The sequence below is a fragment of the Bacillus sp. JK62 genome, assembly GCF_053663455.1.
Genome location: NZ_JBSJQA010000006.1, coordinates 180,692 through 204,076 on the forward strand (window position 1 = coordinate 180,692; position 23,385 = coordinate 204,076).

At 50.6% G+C, this 23,385-nt stretch carries 3 protein-coding genes; all 3 read left to right on the forward strand.

The window, feature by feature from the left end; translation table 11 throughout:
• The first annotated feature begins 321 nt into the window (after nucleotides 1–321).
• Genes ACWJJ4_RS14755 through ACWJJ4_RS14765 form a run of 3 tightly spaced genes read left to right on the forward strand, consistent with a single transcriptional unit; the run spans nucleotide 322 to nucleotide 23,368 of the window.
• The gene (locus ACWJJ4_RS14755; RefSeq protein ID WP_454021758.1) at nucleotides 322–7,980 is read left to right on the forward strand and encodes an amino acid adenylation domain-containing protein; all 7,659 of its coding nucleotides are present in this window, start codon (nucleotides 322–324) and stop codon (nucleotides 7,978–7,980) included.
• Between the two features lie 25 nt (nucleotides 7,981–8,005).
• A complete protein-coding gene (locus ACWJJ4_RS14760; RefSeq protein ID WP_454021759.1) occupies nucleotides 8,006–15,703 on the forward strand; it encodes an amino acid adenylation domain-containing protein in 7,698 nt (2,565 codons plus the stop codon).
• 15 nt (nucleotides 15,704–15,718) lie between these two features.
• Entirely contained in the window at nucleotides 15,719–23,368 is a 7,650-nt protein-coding gene (locus ACWJJ4_RS14765) for an amino acid adenylation domain-containing protein (protein WP_454021760.1), read from the forward strand.
• The last annotated feature ends 17 nt before the right edge of the window (nucleotides 23,369–23,385 follow it).

Below are 23,385 nucleotides of genomic sequence, written 5' to 3' on the forward strand. Positions count from 1 at the left end.
TGAAACTTCTTTTCAGGAGGAAAAACCTTTTTAAAAGCGCAATTAATTATACATTTTATTCCTTATTATAGTGTTTAAGAACCAGTTTGCAGTGTGCATACATACCGTTTTACATGGTATAAAGATTATAGAAATGAAGAAATGAAGTGAGGAATATATACTATATTCTAAAAAATGTTAGAGAAAATTTAATTTTTTATTGTGATTTCTAAAATATGTTTTAAAATAATGCTTATATGGATGATTTAGTCATATGCTGTCGAAATTTAATTGTAATTATTTCACTTTCTTATCCTCTTAAATTGAAGCGGAGGGATTCCATTGAAGAACACTGTTTATTCTTTAACTCACGCACAAAGAAGAGTGTGGTTTACCGAGCTGCTCGAACCGGGCACAAGTATCTGCAATCTCGCGGCATGCGTCAAATTCAGGGGGGACATTGATTTTGACGTACTGCGCCATGCTTTAGATTTTTCTATCTCGCAAAATGATTCGCTCAGGTTTCAACTGACAGAAGGGGACGGATCAGAACCCCAGCTGTATCTGGCGGGACATCGGCCGATTTCATTAGAGACTGTTGATTTTACTCATACTGATAACTCAGAGCGGGACGCATGGATTGACACGCAGACCCGTGTTCCGTTCAAGCTGTTTCATTCACCTCTGTATCAATTTACTCTGCTTGTCATGTCAGACGAAGAAGTTTGGCTTTATTCAAAATTTCACCATATTATCATGGACGGCATCTCGCTCAACCTGCTCGGCAACCAGCTCATTGATATCTACCAAAAGATCATGCGGGGCGAGGATTTAGCTGAACATCACAGGCCTTCCTATCTCAGCTACATGGAAAAAGAACAGCAATACTTACAGTCTTCCCGTTTTCAAAAGGACCGTTCATTTTGGACTGAAACATACCGAACCGTTCCGGAACACCTTTCACTGGCGGAACGAACCTCTCATCTTAGACAAAGCACTGCGGCTTCCAGAGATACAATCACTCTTTCTCACTCCTTAGAACAATCTATCCGGCGTTTTTGCAAAGAAAATAATATCAGCATCATCTCTCTGTTTATGGCTTCGTTATACATATGCATCAGCCGTCTGACGGCTAAAAAAGATATTGCCATCGGCACTTATTACGGAAACCGGGGCTCCAGGCTCGAAAAGGATATGCTCGGCATGTTCGTCAGCACACTGCCGATCAGAATGACGGCAGATCCTGATGCGGAGTTCCTGTCCTTTGTCCGCAGCGTAGGAAAAGAGCAGCTGTCTGTTATGCGGCACCAGAAATATCCTTACAATCTTTTTGTCAATGAATTAAGGCAGGTTCATCACGATCTGCAAAATATCATCGGGATTTCGATGCAATACCAGCCTCTCGCGTGGCATCAGGCGGAGGGCTTCGATTATGAAACGGCGATGTTTTTCAGCGGGCATACGGCAAATGAGCTGTCCATTTTAATTAAGGAGCGGACAGATACGGGGTTGATTGAGCTGAATTTTGATTATCAATCCGCTTTATTTACTGAAACATCGATTAAACGGATTCAAACTCATTTGCTGACGATCGTTGAAAATGCCGTTAGAAATCCAGACCGGCTGATTCGGCATATTGATATGGCGGATGAAAAAGAAAAGAAACGGGTGTTAACTGCGTTTAACCGTACAGAAACGGCTGAACCGCCGGCCCCGACGCTTCACGGGCTGTTTACCCGCCGCGCCGCGCTTTCGCCGCATCGTCCGGCGCTCCGTTTTCCGGACGGTATGCTGACGTACGCCGAGCTTGACCGGTACACAGACAGACTCGCTGTTCGGCTCCGCCAAAAAGGCGTCCGCAAAGAAAGCGTGGTCGGTGTGCTCGCTGAACGCTCGCCGGAGATGGTGGTTTCAGTGCTTGCCGTGTTAAAAGCGGGCGGCGCCTACGTGCCGCTTGACCCTGACTATCCTGAGGACAGGCTGCGATATATGCTTGAGGACAGCGGCGCTTGTCTCCTGCTTGCACAGCGGGGGTTATCCGTTTCCGGTTTTTCCGGTGAAACGCTAGAAGCGTCTCTTTCTTCTCTGACAAGTGAGACGGAGACAGGGGCTGTCTCTGAAGAAGCGGATGCTGATTCGCTCGCTTATATCATTTATACGTCAGGTTCGACGGGAACACCGAAGGGAGTGGCTGTTGAACACCGTCAGGCCGCCGCCTTTTTATCAGGGATGCAAGGGCAGTTTCCGTTAACGGAAGAGGACATTATCGTGCTGAAATCATCCTTTTCATTCGATGCCTCCATCTGGCAATTGTTTTGGTGGACGATGTCAGGCGCCTCCGTGTATCTGCTTCCTGCCGGCTGGGAGAAAGATCCTGTGCGGATGATTGAAGCGTTTGCCTCAGAAAAGGTGACGACCGCGCATTTTATTCCGGCGATGGTCAACAGCTTTTTAGACGCGCTGGAAACGGAGCCTGAGGAAACAAGAACACGCCTCGGCAGAACACTGACACGCGTGTTTGCCGGAGGGGAAGCTCTTTCCCCGCTTACGGCTGCCCGGTTTGCCGATCTTCTGCCGGAGACCGTGCTTATTCACGGCTACGGGCCGACGGAAGCGACGGTCGATGCGGCCTTTTACGTCTGTGATCGAAAACGGGACAGCGGACGGACAAGGCTTCCGATCGGAAAACCCGTTCCGGGTGCCCGTCTGTATGTATTAGATAGCGGAGGAACCATCCAGCCTGCGGGCGTGGCAGGAGAGCTGTACATCGCGGGGACAGGGGTGGCCCGGGGCTATTTGAACCGTCCTGAACTGACGGCGGAACGTTTTCTCGATGATCCGTTTTATCCGGGAGAGCGCATGTATCAGACGGGCGATATCGCACGCTGGACTGAAGACGGGCTTGTCGAATGGCTCGGCCGGTCAGACGGACAGGTGAAAGTCCGCGGCTACCGGATTGAACCGGGGGAGATCGAAGCGGCGATCCGGCGCATTGACGGCATTCGTGAGGCGGCGGTCACCGCTCGGACCGAACACGGCGAAACCGCACTTTACGCCTATATCGAAGGTCGGGAAAGCGATGACGTGCGGGCAGAGCTTGCGACACGCCTTCCGGCCTACATGATGCCGGCTCAGTTCATAAAGATGAGCGAATGGCCGGTCACGCCGAGCGGAAAGCTTGACCGCCGCGCGCTGCCGGCTCCCGGCGGAGCGGCAGACAGACAGGCGTACACCGCCCCGCGGAACGTCACGGAAATGAAGCTTTGCACCCTTTGGGAAGAGGTGCTGAAAAACGGCCCCGTCGGCATCCGGGATCACTTTTTTGAGCGGGGAGGCCATTCGTTAAAAGCGACAGCTCTCGTATCCCGCATCGCCAAAGAGTTCGGTGTTCAGGTACCGTTACAGGACATCTTCGCCCGGCCGACGGTGGAAGAGCTCGCTTCGGTTATTCAGGAATTGGAAGAAAGCCCGTATGAAGCGATTCAGCCTGCGAAAAAACAGGACACCTACCCGGTGTCTTCGGCGCAGAAACGGATGTATGTGCTCCAACAACTTGAAGACGGCGGTGTCGGCTACAATATGCCGGCTGTGCTGGAACTGACGGGCCCGCTTGACCGCAGCCGGCTGGAGGAGACGTTCCGGCAGCTTGTTGAGCGGCATGAGTCGCTCAGAACGTCCTTTGAAACGGGGCCTGACGGCGAACCGGTGCAGCGCATCCATGACAGCGTACCGTTTCAGCTGGATGAGGCCGAGTCAGCTGACGCATTCGTCCGGCCGTTTTGTCTGGAAGAAGCGCCGCTCTTCCGTGCGGCTCTCATGAAAGAATCAGACGAACGTCACCTTTTATTAACGGATATGCATCATATTATTTCTGACGGTGTGTCCGTCAACACCTTGATAAAAGAATTCGGCGAGCTGTACGCAGGCCGTTCGCTTGCGCTGATGCGCCTTCAATATAAAGACTATGCCGTCTGGCAGCGGTCGTTTCAGGAGAAAGAAGGGTATCAGAAGCAGGAAGCGTATTGGCTGAAGCGGCTAGAAGGAGAGCTTCCGGTGCTGGAGCTTCCGGCTGACAAGCCCCGTCCGGCTGTCAGAAGCTTTGCGGGCGGCAGCGTATCGTGCACGCTTGACGCTGAAACGGCATCCGGCCTTCACCGCATCGCACGCGATCACGGCTCCACTTTGTACATGGTGCTTCTCGCCGCGTACAATACGCTGCTCGCGCGGTTGAGCGGACAGGAAGATATCATCGTCGGATCGCCGATTGCCGGGCGCCCGCATAAAGACCTTGAACCGATTCTGGGGATGTTCGTCAATACACTCGCCATCAGAACGGAGCCGAAGGGAGACAAACGGTTCACCGATTACTTGGCGGAAGTCCGCCAGGCTGCGCTTGAAGCGTATGAACATCAGGACTACCCGTTTGAAGAGCTGGTGGAACGGCTCGGCGTGCAGCGGGACATGAGCCGCAATCCGCTGTTTGATGCGATGTTTATTCTTCAGAATATGGAGCGAGAGGAGATAAATCTGGCCGGTCTGAAGGCGTCACGCTCAGAGCATACCGAACATGATGTATCAAGTTTTGACCTGACCTTATCAGCGGCTGAATCCGATGGAAACATCCGCTTTGAGATGGAATTCAGCACCGAGCTTTTTATAAAAGAAACGATTGAACGCTGGATGGGCCACTTACTGAATCTCTTGCGCCATGTTGCCGCCGAACCGGAAGTCACACTATCGAAAGCTGACATTTTGGATGAAGAAGAAAAACAAAAGTTACTGATTGAGTTTAATAACACACAAACCGAATTCATGGAAAAACACAAACTGTTTCACCAGCTGTTTGAAGAGAAAGCAGAAGAAACGCCTCATCAGACCGCTGTTATTGAAGGAACACAACAGATCAGCTATTTCCAGCTCAATGAGCGGGCAAACCGTCTTGCCCGAACACTGCAGAAAAATGGATTCGGTCCGGGAAAAAGAGCAGCTATATTGGCAAACCGTTCGATTGAAGCGATCGTCAGTGTTCTTGCCGTCATGAAATCGGGAGGGGCGTATATACCGGTTGACTCCCATTATCCTGAGGAACGGATTCGCTATTTATTAAAAGACAGCGCGGCATCCGTCTTGATGGTGCAGTCAGAATACAAAGAACTTGCTTCACAGCTGACGGATCACAATTTATTTCTCATTCAGCTTGATCATGAAGATCAATACGATATTTCTGCAAAGAATATTCAGCCGGCAGCGTCACCGGATGATACTGCATATATCATATATACTTCGGGAACAACGGGAACGCCGAAGGGAGTCGAAGTCAGAAATCGCAGCTTTACGCATGCAGCACTTGCATGGCGCAGGATTTATGAGCTTGATCTTATACCGGTCAGAGTGCTGCAGATGGCGAGTTTCTCATTTGATGTATTTTCAGGGGATCTTGCACGCGCCCTGCTGAACGGGGGAACGCTTATCATTTGTCCGGATGACGTCCGGCTTGAGCCGCAGCAGCTTTATCGGCTCATTGATCAGCACCGCATCACGTTTATGGAGTCGACACCCGCGCTGATTGTTCCGTTTATGGAATATATATACCGACGGAAACTCGCGCTGCAAAGCGTAAAAATACTGGTACTTGGTTCAGATATGATCAAGTCGCAAGATTTTTATACGCTTCATGAACGCTTTGGGAAAGAAATGCGGATCATTAACAGCTACGGTGTAACAGAAGCGACAATTGATTCTTCGTATTATGAAGCCGGAATGAGCGAAGAGCCGCGGGAAGATGATGTGCCGATCGGTGTTCCGCTTCCGAATGTGCAAATGTACATCTTAAACAAAGACAAACAGGTCCAGCCGATCGGCGTTTTCGGAGAGCTGTATATCGGGGGCGCCGGCGTCGCCAAAGGATATTGGGGACAGCCTGAGCTGACAGAGGACGCATTCAGTGACCCGTTACAAACGGGAGAAACGCTTTACAGAACCGGAGATCAGGCTTGCTGGCTGCCGGATGGAACTCTTCGTTTTCAAGGGCGGATTGATAAGCAGGTGAAGATCAGAGGCTACAGAATTGAGACGGGAGAAATAGAAAGTGTGCTTTTGAAACACGATCAAGTCAAAGAAGCGGCTGTTACCGTGATGAAAGATGCCGAAGGACAAGCCCGGTTAGCGGCATACATCGTTCCTAAAGAGGCCGATATCTCATCACTCCGCCAGTCTCTTATGCAGGAGCTCCCGGCTTATATGATGCCGTCTCATATTATCGGTTTAGACAGCATGCCCCTGACACTGAACGGCAAACTTGATAAATCGGCATTGCCGGCAGAAGAGATATATTCATCACAGGCATTTGTCGCGCCCGGCGATGAAAAACAGGCGATGTTATGCCGGATTTGGGAAGATGTGCTTCATATTCAGAAAGCGGGAATTCATCACTCTTTCTTTGAGCTTGGGGGAGATTCCATTAAGGCGCTTCAAGTGTCAGCCCGACTCGCCGGAGAAGGCTGGAACATGTCGATCCGCGATTTGTTTCAGTTCCCGACGATTGCAGAACTCGCGAAACACCTCACGACGGCTGTTGCAACGGCTGATCAGGGCCCGATAGAAGGAAGCGCTCCGCTGACACCGATCCAGCAGAGATTTTTTGAGGAGCCGGGGGCGTTTGAGCTTCATTATAACCAATCAGTCATGCTGTGCAGTGAAGACAGCCTCGAAATAGATGCGCTGTATCAGGCGGTTTGCGCGCTGACAGAACATCATGATGCGCTGCGAATGACTTTCACTGAAAATGAGCATGGGGAAGTTGTTCAATATAACCGCGGAATCACAGAGCAGCATGAAGAAATCTTTACGCTTAACGTCATAGATCTTTCAGAAGAAACACAGCCGGAAAAACGGATAGCCGCTGAGGAAAAAGAAATACAGCAGGCTATGCGCCTTGATCAAGGCCCTCTGCTTCATCTCGGAGTGTTCAGGCTGAAAGAAGCCGACCATCTGCTTATCACGATTCATCACCTTATCACGGACGGCGTGTCATGGAGGATATTGCTTGAAGATCTGCAGACAGCTTATCAGCAGGCATTGGACGGCAAACAAATCGAACTGCCGCCGAAAAGCGATTCTTATATAAAGTATGCTGAAGAGCTTTTTGACATTTCCAAGAGCAAAGCATTGCTGGAGGAAGCCGCATACTGGGACAGCGTGATGTCTGGTGAAACAGCGCCGCTGCCGAAAATAACTGATGAAAACGCCGGACGATTGCAGGAAAACGCGCGCACTGCATCGTGGATATTAAGCAGCGAAGTCACGAAGCAGCTGCTGTTGGAAACACAGCAGGCATACGGAACGGATGTTCATGAATTGCTTTTAACGGCGCTTGGAATGGCGCTTCATGAGTGGACGGGTTCCGAACAGATGCTTATCAGCACTGAAGGACACGGACGCCAAGGGCATATTCCTGACATTGATATGTCAAGAACGGCAGGCTGGTTTACATCTGTTTACCCGGTGCTTTTGGATATGAGAGTGCCGGACGGCTCAGGCGAAAAAACCGCGCACCGCATAAAGACGGTAAAAGACATGATGAGACGGGTTCCTCATCACGGAACCGGCTACGGGCTGCTGAGATATTCGCGAAACATTCTTTATAAAGACCCAGAAATAAGCTTTAACTATCTCGGTGCGTTTGACGGTCTTGAGGGGACGCTGAAGATGTCACCGTTCAAGCCGCAGCATGATATAGCAGCCGGGCGCATCCGCGAGTTTGATCTGGATATTAACGCGATGGTGGCGGCCGGGCAACTGGAGGTAAAAGCCGTTTATACCGATGTATTTGCACCGGGGGCAATCGAGTTCTTCATGAATCGTTTCCATACTTACCTCGAGGACATCATCGCCCATTGTTCCGGCAAGAAAGAGCGGGAAAAAACATTAACGGATTACAGCCATACAGAATTGACCGCTCAAGCACTATCAAGCATTGAAGATCTCGTAAAAGGACTTTAATTTCATAAAAAGGTGTGTGGCATTCGTGACACAAGCGACAGAAATTCAAGATATTTACCCTTTATCATATATGCAGGAAGGCATGCTGTTTCATTCGCTTCTGGATTCCGGATCAAACGCATATGTCGAGCAGATTTCGTTTACAGTCAGCGGGGATTTATGCATTGATACATTCCAAAAAAGTCTGGATATGCTTGTCAGCCGTTATGATATTTTCAGAACGATTTTCATAAAAGAAGTGCCTGACCTTGAAGGGCCGCAGCAGGTTGTCCTTTCACGCCGTGACACTGCCGTACAGACTGAGAACATTTCAGACTATTCGGAAGAACGGCAGCAAAGCATCATTGACAAATTCAAGGAAAACGACCGGCATAAGGGGTTTGATCTGCAAAAAGGCCCCTTAATGCGCTTGACTCTTTTTCAAACGGGAGAAAACCGCCATACATGCGTTTGGACTCATCATCACATTATGATGGACGGCTGGAGCTTGGGCCTTGTACTGAAAGATTTCTTCAGCATGTATTATGCGATCCGGAACGGGCGGCCTGTAAACCTCGGCAGTCCGGCTCCTTACAGCACTTATATCAAATGGCTCCGAAGCCGGAATAAAGAAGAGACGTCAGCGTTCTGGTCGCGCTGCTTGGAAGATTACGGAGAAACCGTTTCCGTTCCGCAAACGAAGAATAAGCCGGCGCAAAACGGTTATGTATCTGAGCATTTTCAATTTTCCCTTGAGCCTGAAACCGTGCAAAAACTGACAGACATTGCCCGAGGCATCGGGGTCACGCTGAATACTATATTTACGGGCATTTGGGGTCTGCTGCTCCATCGTTACAACGGCACTGAAGATGCCGTCTTCGGTTCAGTTGTTTCCGGCAGGCCGTCAGCTATCAGCGGCATTGAATCCATGGCCGGACTGTTTATCAATACCGTGCCGGTAAGGGTGCGCGCGGCTGGTGATATGACTTTTTCTTCTCTTCTCAAAAAGGTGCAAAAAGAGTCACTCGCTGCGGAAGAGCACAGCTATTATCCGCTTTATGACATCCAAAACGAGAGCGGTCTGCAAAAAGATCTCTTGAACCATATCCTTGTCTTTGAAAATTATCCGGTTCAGATGCAGGCTGCGGTAAACGGCTGGCAGCAAACGGAAAGCAGTGCGCTCTCACTTGAAAACTTTTCGATGGCGGAAGAAACCAATTACGATCTTAACGTCGTCATCGTTCCGGGAGAAGAGTTTTATGTGAAATTCAGCTACAATGCGGGCATCTACGATCGGGAAGACATGAAACGGATCAAAGGGCATATTCTGGAGGTCATCTCCTGTGTAACGGAAGATCCGGACAGGCTTTTATCAAGCATCAGTCTCGTACCTCCGGAGGAAGAAGCCCTGATTCATTCGTTTAACCAAACGAACCGTCCGTACCCTGAGACAACCGTTCATGGGCTGTTTGAAGAACAGGCGGCAAAAACGCCTGACCAAGAGGCGTTGAGATATAACGGGGTAAGCTGGAGCTACAAAAAATTAAATCAGCGGGCGAATCAGATTGCCCATGCGTTAAGGGAAAAAGGCGCCCGTTCCGATCAGATCACCGCTGTTATGCTGCGCCGATCAATGAGTACAGTTGCTGCTCTGCTCGGAATTTGGAAGTCGGGCAGCGCCTATATGCCGATTGATGCGGAATTTCCGCCTGAACGGATTTCATTTTTACTGAGAGACAGTGAAGCCTCACTGCTCGTGACTGAAAAAGACCTGCTCCCCCTCATTCCGCCCCATTTCAAGGGCAGCGTCGTCATCATGGAGGAAACGGTTTCCCAGCAGACCGCACCGCTTCCGCCGGTGTCTGACAGCGGAAATTGGGCGTATGTCATTTACACCTCCGGAACGACAGGCCGGCCGAAAGGGGTGCTTGTACAACACAAAGCGATCAGCAATACATTGCAATGGCGGCGTGAAGAATACGGGATGACAGGAGGAGACATAGCGCTTCATCTTTTTTCATACGTATTTGACGGGTCATTAACGAGTCTTTTCACTCCGCTTCTGTCGGGCGCCTGTGTACTGTTAACTGATGAAGATGATGCGAAAGACGTCCTTTCAATAAAACAGAAAATCGCCCGCCACGGAGTGAGCCATCTTCTGATCGTTCCGTCTCTGTATCGCGTTCTGCTTGATTCGCTGACGAAAAAGGATGCGCAGACGCTTCGGGCGGTGACATTTGCCGGGGAAGCGGCCACCCCTGATATCGTGGAAGCGAGCCGCAACATATGCCCGAATGCCGAGCTGCTGAATGAATACGGCCCGACGGAAAACAGTGTGGCCACGACGATTCTGCGCAACCTGCAAAAAAGCAGCCGGATTACGATCGGGCGCCCGATTGCCAACACTTCTGTCTATATGATGCACGGAGATCGGCTGCAGCCGGTCGGAGCCGTCGGTGAACTGTGTATTTCCGGAAAAGGTCTGGCGGACGGATATTTTCAGCAAAAAGAGCTGACGGACAAAGTCTTTACCTCTCATCCGTTTCGTAAAGGTGAACGGCTGTACAGAACGGGAGATGCAGCCCGATTTTTACCGGACGGAACGATTGAATATATGGGACGCTTTGACGATCAGGTGAAGGTAAGAGGTTACAGAATTGAATTGGGAGAAATCGAAACGGCACTCAGAAGTCTGTCCGGGGTAAAAGAGGCGGCAGTCACCGTGCGCAGAACGGCGGACGGGGAACAGGAGCTTGCAGCTTATGTCGTACTGGAAAACGCGGGTGTGACATTTGATCCTCATGCCGAATTGGCCGGGAGATTACCTGCTTATATGATCCCGGGAAGCTTTACCAAATTGACGGAAATGCCGCTGTCTGTGAGCGGAAAACTTGACCGGGCCGCACTTCCTGAGCCGAAAGAAGCCGAGAGAACCGGTGATTATCAAGCTCCGCGCACAATGCTTGAGACTGAGCTGCTGTCTATTTGGCAAGAAGTGCTGAAACGGGAACACATCAGTATGAGAGATGATTTCTTCCAAATCGGCGGACAGTCGCTGAAAGCCGCGTCGCTTGTTTCAAACATACATAAACGGCTGCAAATTGAACTTGCCGTCCGCCATGTTTTTGAACATCCGACCATCGAGAGCATGGCCCGCTTCCTAGAACAGAGGAAAAGAGGAGAATATGCAGAAATCACGCCTGCGGAGGCAAAGGACTTGTACCCGCTATCTTTTGCGCAAAAAAGGCTCTATGCCCTTCATCAGCTTGCGGCGGACAGCACGGGCTATCATATGCCCGCTTGTCTGGAGCTGAGCGGCAGACTCAACCGGGATCGTCTGCACGAAGCCTTTTCAGCGCTGTTACAAAGGCATGAAGCGTTACGCACATCATTTGTTTTACGAAACGGGGAGCCGATGCAGCACATACATTCACATGTCGATCTCGATCTCACAGAGATTCACATGCCATCCGGGACACTTCTTCAAGAGACAATGGAAGCTTTCGTCAAGCCGTTTGACGTGGAAAAAGCGCCGCTTTTGAGAGTGACTTTAGCCAAAGCCACTGAAGAACGTCATTTTCTGCTGCTTGATATGCATCATCTTATTGCAGACGGTGTGTCAATGAGCGTTCTGATTCAAGAATTGACGGATTTGTACAGAGGAAAAGAACTGCGGCCGTTAAAACTTCAGTACAAAGATTTTTCCGTCTGGCAGCATGAGCGGTTCGCCGCTGAAGAATTCAAAAAACATGAGCGGTATTGGCTGGATGCGATCGGGGAAAACATTCCCGTTCTTGATCTGCCGCTCGATAAAAAGCGCCCGCAGCTTCCTGATTTCAGCGGGTCCGTTGTACGAACGCGCCTTCAAAAAGAAACGGCGGAGAATTTGCGCCGGCTTATGGATGAGACGGGTTCGACGCTGTATATGATTCTTTTGGCAGGCTACTCCTTGTTCCTTTCTAAATTGAGCGGGCAGGAAGACATTATCGTCGGTTCACCTGCGGCCGGCAGAAGCCGCGCTGAGCTTGATGGGGTCATCGGCATGTTTGTAAATACCGCGGCAATGAGAAGCAGGCCGAAAGGGGATAAGACATTCCGCGCTTATTTAGAAGAGGTGAAAATGCTCGCCCTCGGCGCAGCCGAACATCAGGACTTCCCGTTTGAAGAACTTGCCCAAAAGCTTGATACACACCGGGAAGTCAATCGCAATCCGCTGTTTGATGCCATGCTCGTTTTGCAAAACAGTGATGATTTCAAAGTGAACCTTCCGGGCTTATCCGTTTCTTCACATGCAGTGAAACATGACATTTCAAAATTCGACTTGACGCTTCATGCCGAGGAACAGCCGGACGGCTCACTGGATTTTCATTTTGAATACAGTACCGCGTTGTTTGAAAAAGATACGATCGAACGGTGGGCCGGTCATTTTAAAGCGCTTTTAGGACAAATCGCATCGGATGATGAGCGGAAGCTGTCTGACATTCATTTGCTGGATAAAAACGAGCGGCAGATGCTTCTTCAAGCGGAAAATCAAACAGCTGAGTATCCGAGGCATGAGACGATCGTCAGTTTATTTGAAGCACAGGCGGAAAAAATGCCGGATCAAATTGCAGCCGTTATGTCCGATGAGCGTCTCACATACCGCGAGCTCAATGAAAAGGCGGATCGAATCGCCGATATGCTGTCGGAAAACGGCATCCGCTCCGGACAGATTGTCGGAATTATGACCGAACGATCCCCGGATATGCTGATTGGGATTCTCGGTATTTTAAAAGCGGGAGGGGCTTATCTGCCGATTGATCCTGACTATCCGGACGAGCGGATTTCATTTATGCTGACTGACAGCGGTGCGCGTGTTCTGTTGACGCAATCGGGTCTTGGGATATCCGGAATGGACGGGCTGCCGGTATTATACATTGATAAGCCTGAATCCGTTTCAGCAGACAGAACGAAAGAAATAATAACGCCTGAACAGCCGGCTTACGTGATTTACACATCGGGCACAACCGGAAAACCGAAAGGCGTTATGACGGAACACCGCAATGTCATCAGCCTTATCACACATAGAGGACTGCCGTTTGATTTCGGCTCTGGAGACGTTTGGACGCTGTTCCACTCCTATTGCTTTGATTTTTCTGTCTGGGAAATATTCGGCGCGCTCTTATACGGCGGAAAGGTAGTTATCGTGCCGAAAGAAACTGCCCGTGATCCGCATTTGTACCGGCAGCTGCTGCAAAGTGAAGGCGTAACGGTGCTGAATCAAACGCCGACGGCTTTTTCCGGACTCATTCATGAAGAGGCCGGGCATGCGGACAAGCTGAAGCTTCGATATGTCATTTTCGGCGGAGAAGCGCTTCAGCCCGGCATGCTGAAAAGCTGGAAAGAGAAGTACCCGGAGACGGAGCTTGTTAATATGTACGGCATTACGGAAACCACGGTTCACGTCACATGCAAAAAACTGAAGATGGATGATATTGAGAGAAATAAAAGCAATATCGGCAGACCGCTGGAAACCCTTCATGCTTTTGTCATGGACGCCTATATGAATCCGCAGCCGATCGGAATTCCAGGTGAGCTTTATATCGGCGGGGAAGGCGTCGCGAGGGGATATGTAAACAGGGATGATTTAACCGCCTCCCGGTTCATCACGAATCCGCACAATACCGGCATGCGGCTCTACCGGACGGGCGATATTGCCAAAAGACTCTCAAATGGCGAGCTGGAATATGTCGGGCGGAAAGATGCGCAAGTAAAAGTCAGAGGCCACAGAATTGAGCTGGGAGAAATAAAATCAGCGCTGCAGGAGCTTTCCTTCGTGAAAGAGGCCGCCGTGATCACACGTGCTGATCAGCACGGTCAGCACTCCATTTACGCATACGCGGTCTTACACGGGAATGAAAAAATAAAAGAAGCAGAGGTTCAGGCCTCTCTCAGAGCTTTTCTGCCGGAATATATGATTCCCGCCCGCTTGATAGAGCTTGATGAACTGCCTTTGACGGCGAATGGGAAGCTGGACGAGAAGGCACTCCCGCAGCCTGAATTAAATGAAAGCCTTGGAGATGATATCAGCCTGAGAAATGAAACTGAAGAAATGATGGCTGACATCTGGGAAGAACTCTTAGGTGTTGAAGGACTCGGCCCCAATGCTCATTTCTTCCATCTCGGCGGGGATTCGATTAAAGCGCTGCAAGTATGTGCGAGGCTGAAACAGCAGGGCTATGAAACGACCGTCCGCGAGCTGTTCGAGCATCAGACACTGGGAGAAGTGTCGATGCGGCTCCGGAAAGTCCGCCGCGTGATTGATCAGTCTCCCGTCACGGGAGACGTGCCGCTGACGCCGATCCAGCACTTGTTCTTTTCGCAATCATTGCCGTATGATCATTTTAATCAGTCCGTTATGCTCCGCAGTGCGGACAGAATCAATGAATCTGCTATGAGAAAAGCGCTGGCGCAGCTCGCGGTTCATCATGACGCATTACGGATGGTATGCGGCACACAAAACGGATCGGTGATTCAATATAACAGAGCGGAAAACCTTTCTGAAGAAGAACTCTTTACGTTTGAAACGCATGACGTAAGAGAGAAAGGTTCATTACAAGAGGAGCACGCCGCAATTGAACAGGCGGCCGCCCGTATTCAAACTTCCATTAGGCTGGAGACGGGTCCGCTCGTAGCTGTCGGCTTATTTCATGCCGCTGATGGCGATCATCTGCTGCTTTCCATTCATCACCTTGTCATTGACGGAGTGTCATGGAGGATTTTATTTGAAGATCTCACCGCGTGCTACAGGCAGGCGCTCGAAGGAAAAGAAACCGCGCTTCCGGCGAAAACCGATTCCTATCAGACTTACGCAAAGCAAATCTCTGATTATGCAAAAAGCCGCCGGCTGTTACAGGAAGCAGACTACTGGTCCGAAAGAGAAAAAGCGGCGGTCAAACCGCTTCCGAAAGATGCCCGCATCTCTTCCAATCTTCTGAAAGATACAGATGTGATGACCGTTACATTGACAAAACAGGAGACTGAGCAGCTGTTAACGGAAGCAAACAGAGCATACACAACAGAGACGGGCGAATTATTGCTTGCCGCGTTAAGCCTAGCGCTGAACAGATGGACCGGAAACGAGACATTCAAAATCAGCATGGAAGGCCACGGAAGGGAAGAGCACCTGGAGCATCTTGATATCAGCAGAACCATCGGCTGGTTTACGTCAATTTATCCGGTATTGGTTGACGCAAGTTTTCAAGATCAGCCTGATGACGGCGAGCGTCTCGGCTATCACATTAAGCGGACAAAAGACATGATGCGCCGCATACCGCATAAAGGAGCGGGATACGGGGTGCTGAAATATATAAGCAAACTCTGGGGAGAGACTGAATCTGATTCTCCTGAAATCAGTTTTAACTATCTGGGACAGTTTGACCGGGAAATCCGTTCCAGCGGCTTCGGTGTTTCTCCCGTAAAAGCGGGAAATGAAGTCAGCCCAGACTGGGAACGTCCGTACACACTTGATATCAGCGGCTCCGTATCGTCGGAATGTCTCAGCATGCATGTCGTGTACAACCGTTTTCAGTATCAAAAAGAAACGATTGAAGTTTTGACGGGATATTTTCATACCTTTCTCAAGCAGATCATCACGCATTGCACAGGCAAAGAGGAGCGTGAATGGAGCGCCGCTGATTTCAGTGACGAGGAGTTAACGCTGGAAGATCTGAATGACATTATGGGAGCCGTCAACAAACTATAGAAAAGGAGTGGCGCAATGGGGCAGCAACCGGAAATACAAGATATATATCCTTTGTCTTTTATGCAGGAGGGCATGCTTTTTCATTCTCTGTTGGATCATGACTCAAGAGCCTACTTCGAACAAGCGGTGTTTACGATCAGCGGACAGCTTGACCGGGAACGATTCCAAAAAAGTATAGATGCTGTTTTTGAACGATACGATATTTTCCGTACGACATTTATTCATAAGAATGTGGCGAAGCCCCGCCAAGTCGTGTTGAAAAACAGGCCGAGCCGCGTTCAGTTTCATGATATTTCTCATTTGGACGAGAAGGCGCAAGACAAATATGCCGACCGGTTCAGAAAAGAAGATAAAGATAAAGGCTTTGATTTGCAATCAGATCCTCTCATGAGAGTCTCCATTTTGAAAAAAGCGCCTGAACGCTATGTTTGTATATGGAGCCATCATCATATTGTCATGGATGGCTGGTGCTTCGGAATTGTCATGAAGGAATTTCTGATGATCTATCAATCTCTGGGAGACGGACGGCTTCCGTCTCTCGAGCCTGTTCAGCCATATGGGAAGTATATTAAATGGCTCATGAAGCAGGATCGTAAAGAAGCCGAGATTTTTTGGAAAACGAGACTTGCCGATCTTGAGCAATCGGCGTCTCTTCCGAAAAAATCCGCGGAACCAAACGGCGAACTTGAGCAGGCGGTTTTCACCATTTCTGAAGAGCAGACAAATGAGCTGAAGAACATTGCGGCAAGGGCTGGAGCAACGCTGAATACAGTGTTCCAGGCACTGTGGGGCATTTTGCTGCAGCGTGTCAGCCGCTGTGATGATGCCGTTTTCGGTTCTGTCGTTTCCGGCCGGCCGTCGGATCTCGCAGGCGTGGAAAAAATGGTGGGACTGTTTATTAATACGATTCCCGTACGGGTGAAAAGCGGTTCATTTTCTTTTCTGGAGCTTGTCAGGCATTTGCAGCAGGAGACGCTGCAAGCAGAAGCTTACAGCTATTATCCGCTGTATGACATTCAGGCGCAAAGCCCTCTGAAGCAAGCGCTGTTTGACCATATTATCGTGTTTGAAAATGTGCCGGCCCAGCGTGAAATTGAAAATGTGAGTCAGGCCGGTTCATTTGATTTTGCGGTAGAGGATTTCACGATGGAAGAAGTCACAAACTACGGATGCAGCATAAAGGTGATTCCGGGCAATTCTCTTTATATCCGCTTAAAATTTGATACCGGTATATACGACGATGTTTTTATGAAGAATATCGAAACATTTTTACGGCATATGGTGAACTCAGTCATTTCCGACCCTGAAATCGGCGCTTCCGAGATCGCATTGCTGGATGCGTGTGAAGCCAGAAGTATGATGGATGCATTTAACCATACAGAAACGGTTGAACCGCCGGCTCCGACTCTTCACGGGCTGTTTGCCCGCCGCGCCGTGCTTTCGCCGCATCGTCCGGCGCTCCGTTTTCCGGACGGTATGCTGACGTACGCCGAGCTCGATCAGTACACGGACAGGCTCGCCGTCCGGCTCCGACAAAAAGGCGTCCGCAAAGAAAGCATGGTCGGCGTACTCGCCGAACGCTCGCCGGAGATGGCGGTTTCTGTGCTTGCCGTGTTAAAAGCGGGCGGCGCCTATGTGCCGCTTGACCCTGACTATCCTGAGGACAGGCTGCGCTATATGCTCGATGACTGCGGCGCTTGTCTCCTGCTTGCACAGCCGGGGTTATCCGTTTCCGGTTTTTCCGGCGAAACGCTAGAAGTGTCTCTTTCTTCTCTGACAAGTGAGACGGAGACAGGGGCTGTCTCTGACGAAGCGGATGCTGATTCGCTCGCTTATATCATTTATACGTCCGGTTCGACGGGAACACCGAAGGGAGTGGCTGTTGAACACCGTCAAGCCGCCGCCTTTTTATCAGGGATGCAAGGGCAGTTTCCGTTAACGGAAGAGGATATTATCGTGCTGAAATCATCCTTTTCATTCGACGCCTCCATCTGGCAATTGTTTTGGTGGACGATGTCCGGCGCCTCCGTGTATCTGCTTCCGGCCGGCTGGGAGAAAGATCCAGTGCGGATGATTGAAGCTTTTTCTTCTGAAAAGGTGACGACCGCACATTTTATTCCGGCGATGGTCAACAGCTTTTTAGACGCGCTGGAAACTGAGCCTGCAGAAACAAGAACCCGCCTCGGCAGAACACTGACACGCGTGTTTGCCGGGGGGGAAGCTCTTTCCCCGCTTACGGCTGCCCGGTTTGCCGATCTTCTGCCGGAGACCATGCTTATTCACGGCTACGGGCCGACAGAAGCGACGGTCGATGCGGCCTTTTACGTCTGTGACCGAAAACGGGACAGCGGACGGACGCGGCTTCCAATCGGAAAACCCGTTCCTGGTGCCCGTCTGTATGTATTAGATAGCGGGGGAACCATCCAGCCTGCGGGCGTTGCCGGAGAGCTGTACATCGCAGGGACCGGCGTGGCCCGTGGCTATTTGAACCGTCCTGAACTGACGGCGGAGCGTTTTCTCGATGATCCGTTTTATCCGGGAGAGCGCATGTATCAGACGGGCGATATCGCACGCTGGACTGAAGACGGGCTTGTCGAATGGCTCGGCCGGTCAGACGGACAGGTGAAAGTTCGCGGCTACCGGATTGAACCGGGGGAGATCGAAGCGGCGATCCGGCGAATTGACAGCATTCGTGAGGCGGCGGTCACCGCCCGGACCGAACACGGCGAAACCGCGCTTTACGCCTATATTGAAGGACGAAAAAGCGATGACGTGCGGGCGGAGCTTGCGGCACGCCTTCCGGCCTACATGATGCCGGCTCAGTTTATAGAGATGAGCGAATGGCCGGTCACGCCGAGCGGAAAGCTTGACCGCCGCGCGCTGCCGGCTCCCGGCGGAACGGCAGACAGACAAGCGTACACCGCCCCGCGGAACGTCACGGAAATGAAGCTTTGCGCCCTTTGGGAAGAGGTGCTGAAAAACGGCCCCGTCGGCATCCGGGATCACTTTTTTGAGCGGGGCGGCCATTCGTTAAAAGCGACGGCTCTCGTCTCCCGCATCGCCAAAGAGTTCGGTGTTCAGGTGCCGTTACAGGACATCTTCGCCCGGCCGACGGTGGAAGAGCTCGCTTCGGTTATTCAGGACTTGGAAGAGAGCCCGTATGAAGCGATTCAGCCTGCGCAAACACAAGATACCTACCCGGTGTCTTCGGCGCAGAAACGGATGTATGTGCTCCAGCAGCTTGAAGACGGCGGTGTCGGCTACAATATGCCGGCTGTGCTGGAACTGACGGGCCCGCTTGACCGCGGCCGGCTGGAGGAGACGTTCCGGCAGCTTGTGGAGCGGCACGAGTCGCTCAGAACGTCCTTTGAAACGGGGCCTGACGGCGAACCGGTGCAGCGCATTCATGACAGCGTGCCGTTTCAGCTCGATGAGGCCGAGTCAGCTGACGCATTCGTCCGGCCGTTTTGTCTGGAGGAAGCGCCGCTCTTCCGTGCGGCCCTCGTGAAAGAATCGGAAGAACACCATCTTTTATTAACGGATATGCATCATATTATTTCTGACGGTGTGTCCGTCAACACCTTGATAAAAGAATTCGGCGAGCTGTACGCAGGCCGTTCGCTTGCGCCGATGCGCCTTCAATATAAAGACTATGCCGTCTGGCAGCGGTCGTTTCAGGAGAAAGAAGGGTATCAGAAGCAGGAAGCGTATTGGCTGAAGCGGCTAGAAGGAGAGCTTCCGGTGCTTGAGCTTCCGGCTGACAAGCCCCGTCCGGCTGTCAGAAGCTTTGCGGGCGGCAGCGTATCGTGCACGCTTGACGCTGAAACGGCATCCGGCCTTCACCGCATCGCCCGGGATCACGGCTCCACTTTGTATATGGTGCTTCTCGCCGCGTACAATACGCTGCTCGCGCGATTGAGCGGGCAGGAAGACATCATCGTCGGCTCGCCGATTGCCGGGCGTCCGCACAAAGACCTTGAACCGATTCTCGGCATGTTCGTCAACACGCTGGCCATCAGAACGGAGCCGAAGGGGGACAAACGGTTTACCGATTATTTGGCGGAAGTCCGCCAGGCCGCACTGGAAGCGTATGAACATCAGGACTATCCGTTTGAAGAGCTGGTGGAACGGCTCGGCGTGCAGCGGGACACAAGCCGTAATCCGCTGTTTGACGTGATGTTTGTGCTCCAAAATATGGAGCGTGAATCCCTGAATTTAAATGAGCTGCATTTGACTCAAGCTGCGGGTACAAGTCATAAAACCGCAAAGTTTGATGCCACGCTTTACGCGGCGGAAGGGTCTGACGGTTCCATCAGCTTTGATTTTGAATTCAATACAGATATCTATCAAAAACAGACAATCGAAAAATGGCTTTCTTACTTTACCCGAATTCTTACAAAAGTAATTGAAGACCAAACAATACCGCTTGGTGACATTCACGTACTGGATGATGCTGAAACAAATCGCGTCATTTATCAGTTTAATCAGACGAAAAGCGATTACCCAAGACACGAAACCATCAGCCGTTTATTTGAGCGTCAGGCTGAAGAAACCCCCGATGCCCGGGCAGTTGTTTATGATGGACAAATCTTGACATACCGTGAGCTGAACGAACGGGCTAACAGAATAGCGGCGGCTCTCCGATCAAATGGCGTCGGTCCGGAAAGTGTTGTCGCCTTATTAACCGGACGCACAACAGAGCTTGCTTCCGGAATCCTCGGAATATTAAAAGCGGGAGGCGCCTACTTGCCTATCGGTGACGATGTGCCTCGGGAACGGGGTGAATGGATGCTTAAAGACTGTAAAGCTGATATTCTTCTCCAATCTGATAAACTTGACGGTCTGCCGCTTTCAGGAAAACGTTTATTCATAGAGGATATTCAAACAAAGGCCGGCTTGAGTTCGGAAAATCCCGAACCGCTCGGCGGACCTGAATCGTTGGCCTACATGATTTATACGTCCGGGTCAACAGGTGCGCCAAAAGGCGTCATGATTGAACAGCGAAGCGTGATCCGCCTTGTGAAAAACAGCAATTATATTGATTTTACGCCGGAAGACAGACTGTTGTTTACTTCATCATTAGGATTTGATGTAACGACATTTGAAATATTCGGTCCGCTTTTAAACGGCGCTTCTTTATATGTAAGTGACCAGGAAACCTATCTCGACTCTGATGTTCTGGAAACATTTATACAGCAAAACGGCATTACGACACTGTGGCTGACATCGTCTTTGTTCAATCATCTATCAGAACAAAATGAATACGTGTTTTCCGGATTATCCCGATTGATTATCGGCGGGGAAGCACTGTCCCCAAGTCATGTAAACCGGGTTCGGAATGCGCTGCCGTATCTCTCGGTATGGAATGGATACGGGCCGACTGAAAACACGACGTTCTCGACTTGCTTTTTGATTGAACAATCATACGATCATTCAATCCCGATCGGCCGCCCTGTCGGAAATTCAACCGCATATATCATAAACAGCAGGGGAACACCGCAGCCGATCGGCGTCATCGGTGAATTATGCACAGGCGGAGACGGTGTGGCAAGAGGATATTTCGGCCGCCCTGAGCTGACGGAAGAAAAATTTGTCCCTAATCCTTTTGTTCCCGGAGAACGGATGTACCGCACCGGGGATTTAGCCCGCTGGCTGCCGGACGGAACGATTGAATATGCCGGACGGATGGATGATCAAGTGAAAATCCGCGGTTATCGGGTCGAGCTGGGAGAGATTGAAGCCGCACTGAGGAGCCTGGACAGCGTGAAAGAAGCTGCCGTGTCAGTCAGAACCGGGCAGTCCGGCAATAAAGAACTGATCGCATATATGAGTCTGCAGGCGGACATGGATACAGAAAAAGTGCGTTCTTCACTTTCTAAGCAACTGCCGAATTACATGGTTCCGGCCTATATGATGGAACTTGAGAAGCTGCCGCTTACGCCGAACGGTAAATTGGATCGGAAAAATCTGCCCGAACCGGAGCTCGCGCTTCAAACCGCATACACAGCTCCCCGCAATGAGCTTGAAGAACAGCTTTCCGTGATCTGGCAGGAAGTGCTCGGCACAAAACAAGTCGGGATTGAAGACTCATTTTTTGAGTTGGGCGGCGATTCAATCAAAGCGCTGCAAGTTGCCGCACGGCTCGGACGCTACGGGTGGAAAATGACGGCAAGTGACTTATTCCGGCATCCGTCCATTAAGGAACTCGCGCCTCTTATCCGGAAAGCGGAAAGAGTCATCGATCAGCGGCCGGTGGAAGGAGACATACCTTGGACACCCGTTCAGCACTGGTTTTTATCACAGCGGATGGAAAACAGAAATCATTTCAATCAGTCCGTCATGATGTTCAGCTCTGACGCATTGCATAAACAGCCGCTCAAACAAGCCTTGGAGCATCTTGTCATTCATCATGATGCACTCCGTATCACCGTCAGTTCAGAAAACGAAAGTATCAGACAAATCAATCACGGTATTCAAAAAGATGAACTGTACAGCTTGGACATTTGGGATCTGTCTGAGACAGATACTTGGGAAAGAGAAATAGAAGATGAAGTGGCTGCGCTCCAACAGCGGATGGATATTGAAAAAGGACCGTTATTAAAAGCCGGCTGGTTCAAAACCCGGTCAGGGGATTATTTATTCATCACCGTACATCACCTGGCGGTTGACGGAGTGTCATGGCGTATTCTGCTGGAGGATTTATCTGCCGCTTACACTCAAGCCGTAAAAGGTCAGCCGGTCCAGCTTCCGCCAAAGACCGATTCGTTTAAGCAATACGCCGTAAGGCTTTCAGAATACGCAAAAAGCAGCAAGCTGATGCGTGAAGAAGAATATTGGCGTTTTATTGAAGAAGAAACAGCCGCCGAACTTCCTTATGAAAAACCGCAGTATCAGACGGGAGCCGACAGCGTTCGGCAAACGGTAAGCTTTACGCTTACAGAAGAAGAAACGTCCGTTTTGCTTCAGCAGGTCAACCGGGCCTACCATACCGATACGCAAGATATTCTTCTGACTGCCGCAGCTTTGGCTTTACGGGACTGGACAGGGGGCGGCAGACTGCGCATCGCGATGGAAGGGCACGGGAGAGAGCACATCATGCCGGAGCTCGACATCAGCCGCACCGTAGGCTGGTTTACCTCCATGTACCCGGTGCTCATTGACTTGAACACAGCAGGCGCTGAGCTTGGAACGGCTGTAAAAACGGTCAAAGACACACTCGGAAGAATACCGGATAAAGGAATAGGCTACGGCATTTTAAAATACATGACACCATCTGAACAAAAAACAATCCGCTTCAGACAAGCGCCTGAAATCAGCTTTAACTATTTAGGGCAATTCAATGATACAGAAGATCAGCACACATTCAGTTTATCCGGTCTTGCGAGCGGGCACGACATCACGCCGACATGGCAGCGGGAACAAGCGGTGGAAATGAGCGCGATGGCTGCACAACATAAACTGCACTTCAGTTTGAGCTATCCGCCGAGCCGCTTCCGCAAAGAAACGATGGAACAGCTGCTGCAAACTTTACAGCAATATTTGCGTGATATTATGGCGCACTGCACAGGCAAAGAGGAAGCAGAAAAAACCGTTAGTGATTTTAGCAGCAAAACGTTAACATCTGATGATTTGGACAGCATAGCGAGTTTTGTCGAGGAACTGTAGAAAAAGGCGACGGGGAG

Bases quoted from the DNA above. Each gene is read 5' to 3' on its own strand.
- ACWJJ4_RS14765 (WP_454021760.1), top strand. From the start codon at position 15,719: ATGGGGCAGCAACCGGAAATACAAGATATATATCCTTTGTCTTTTATG.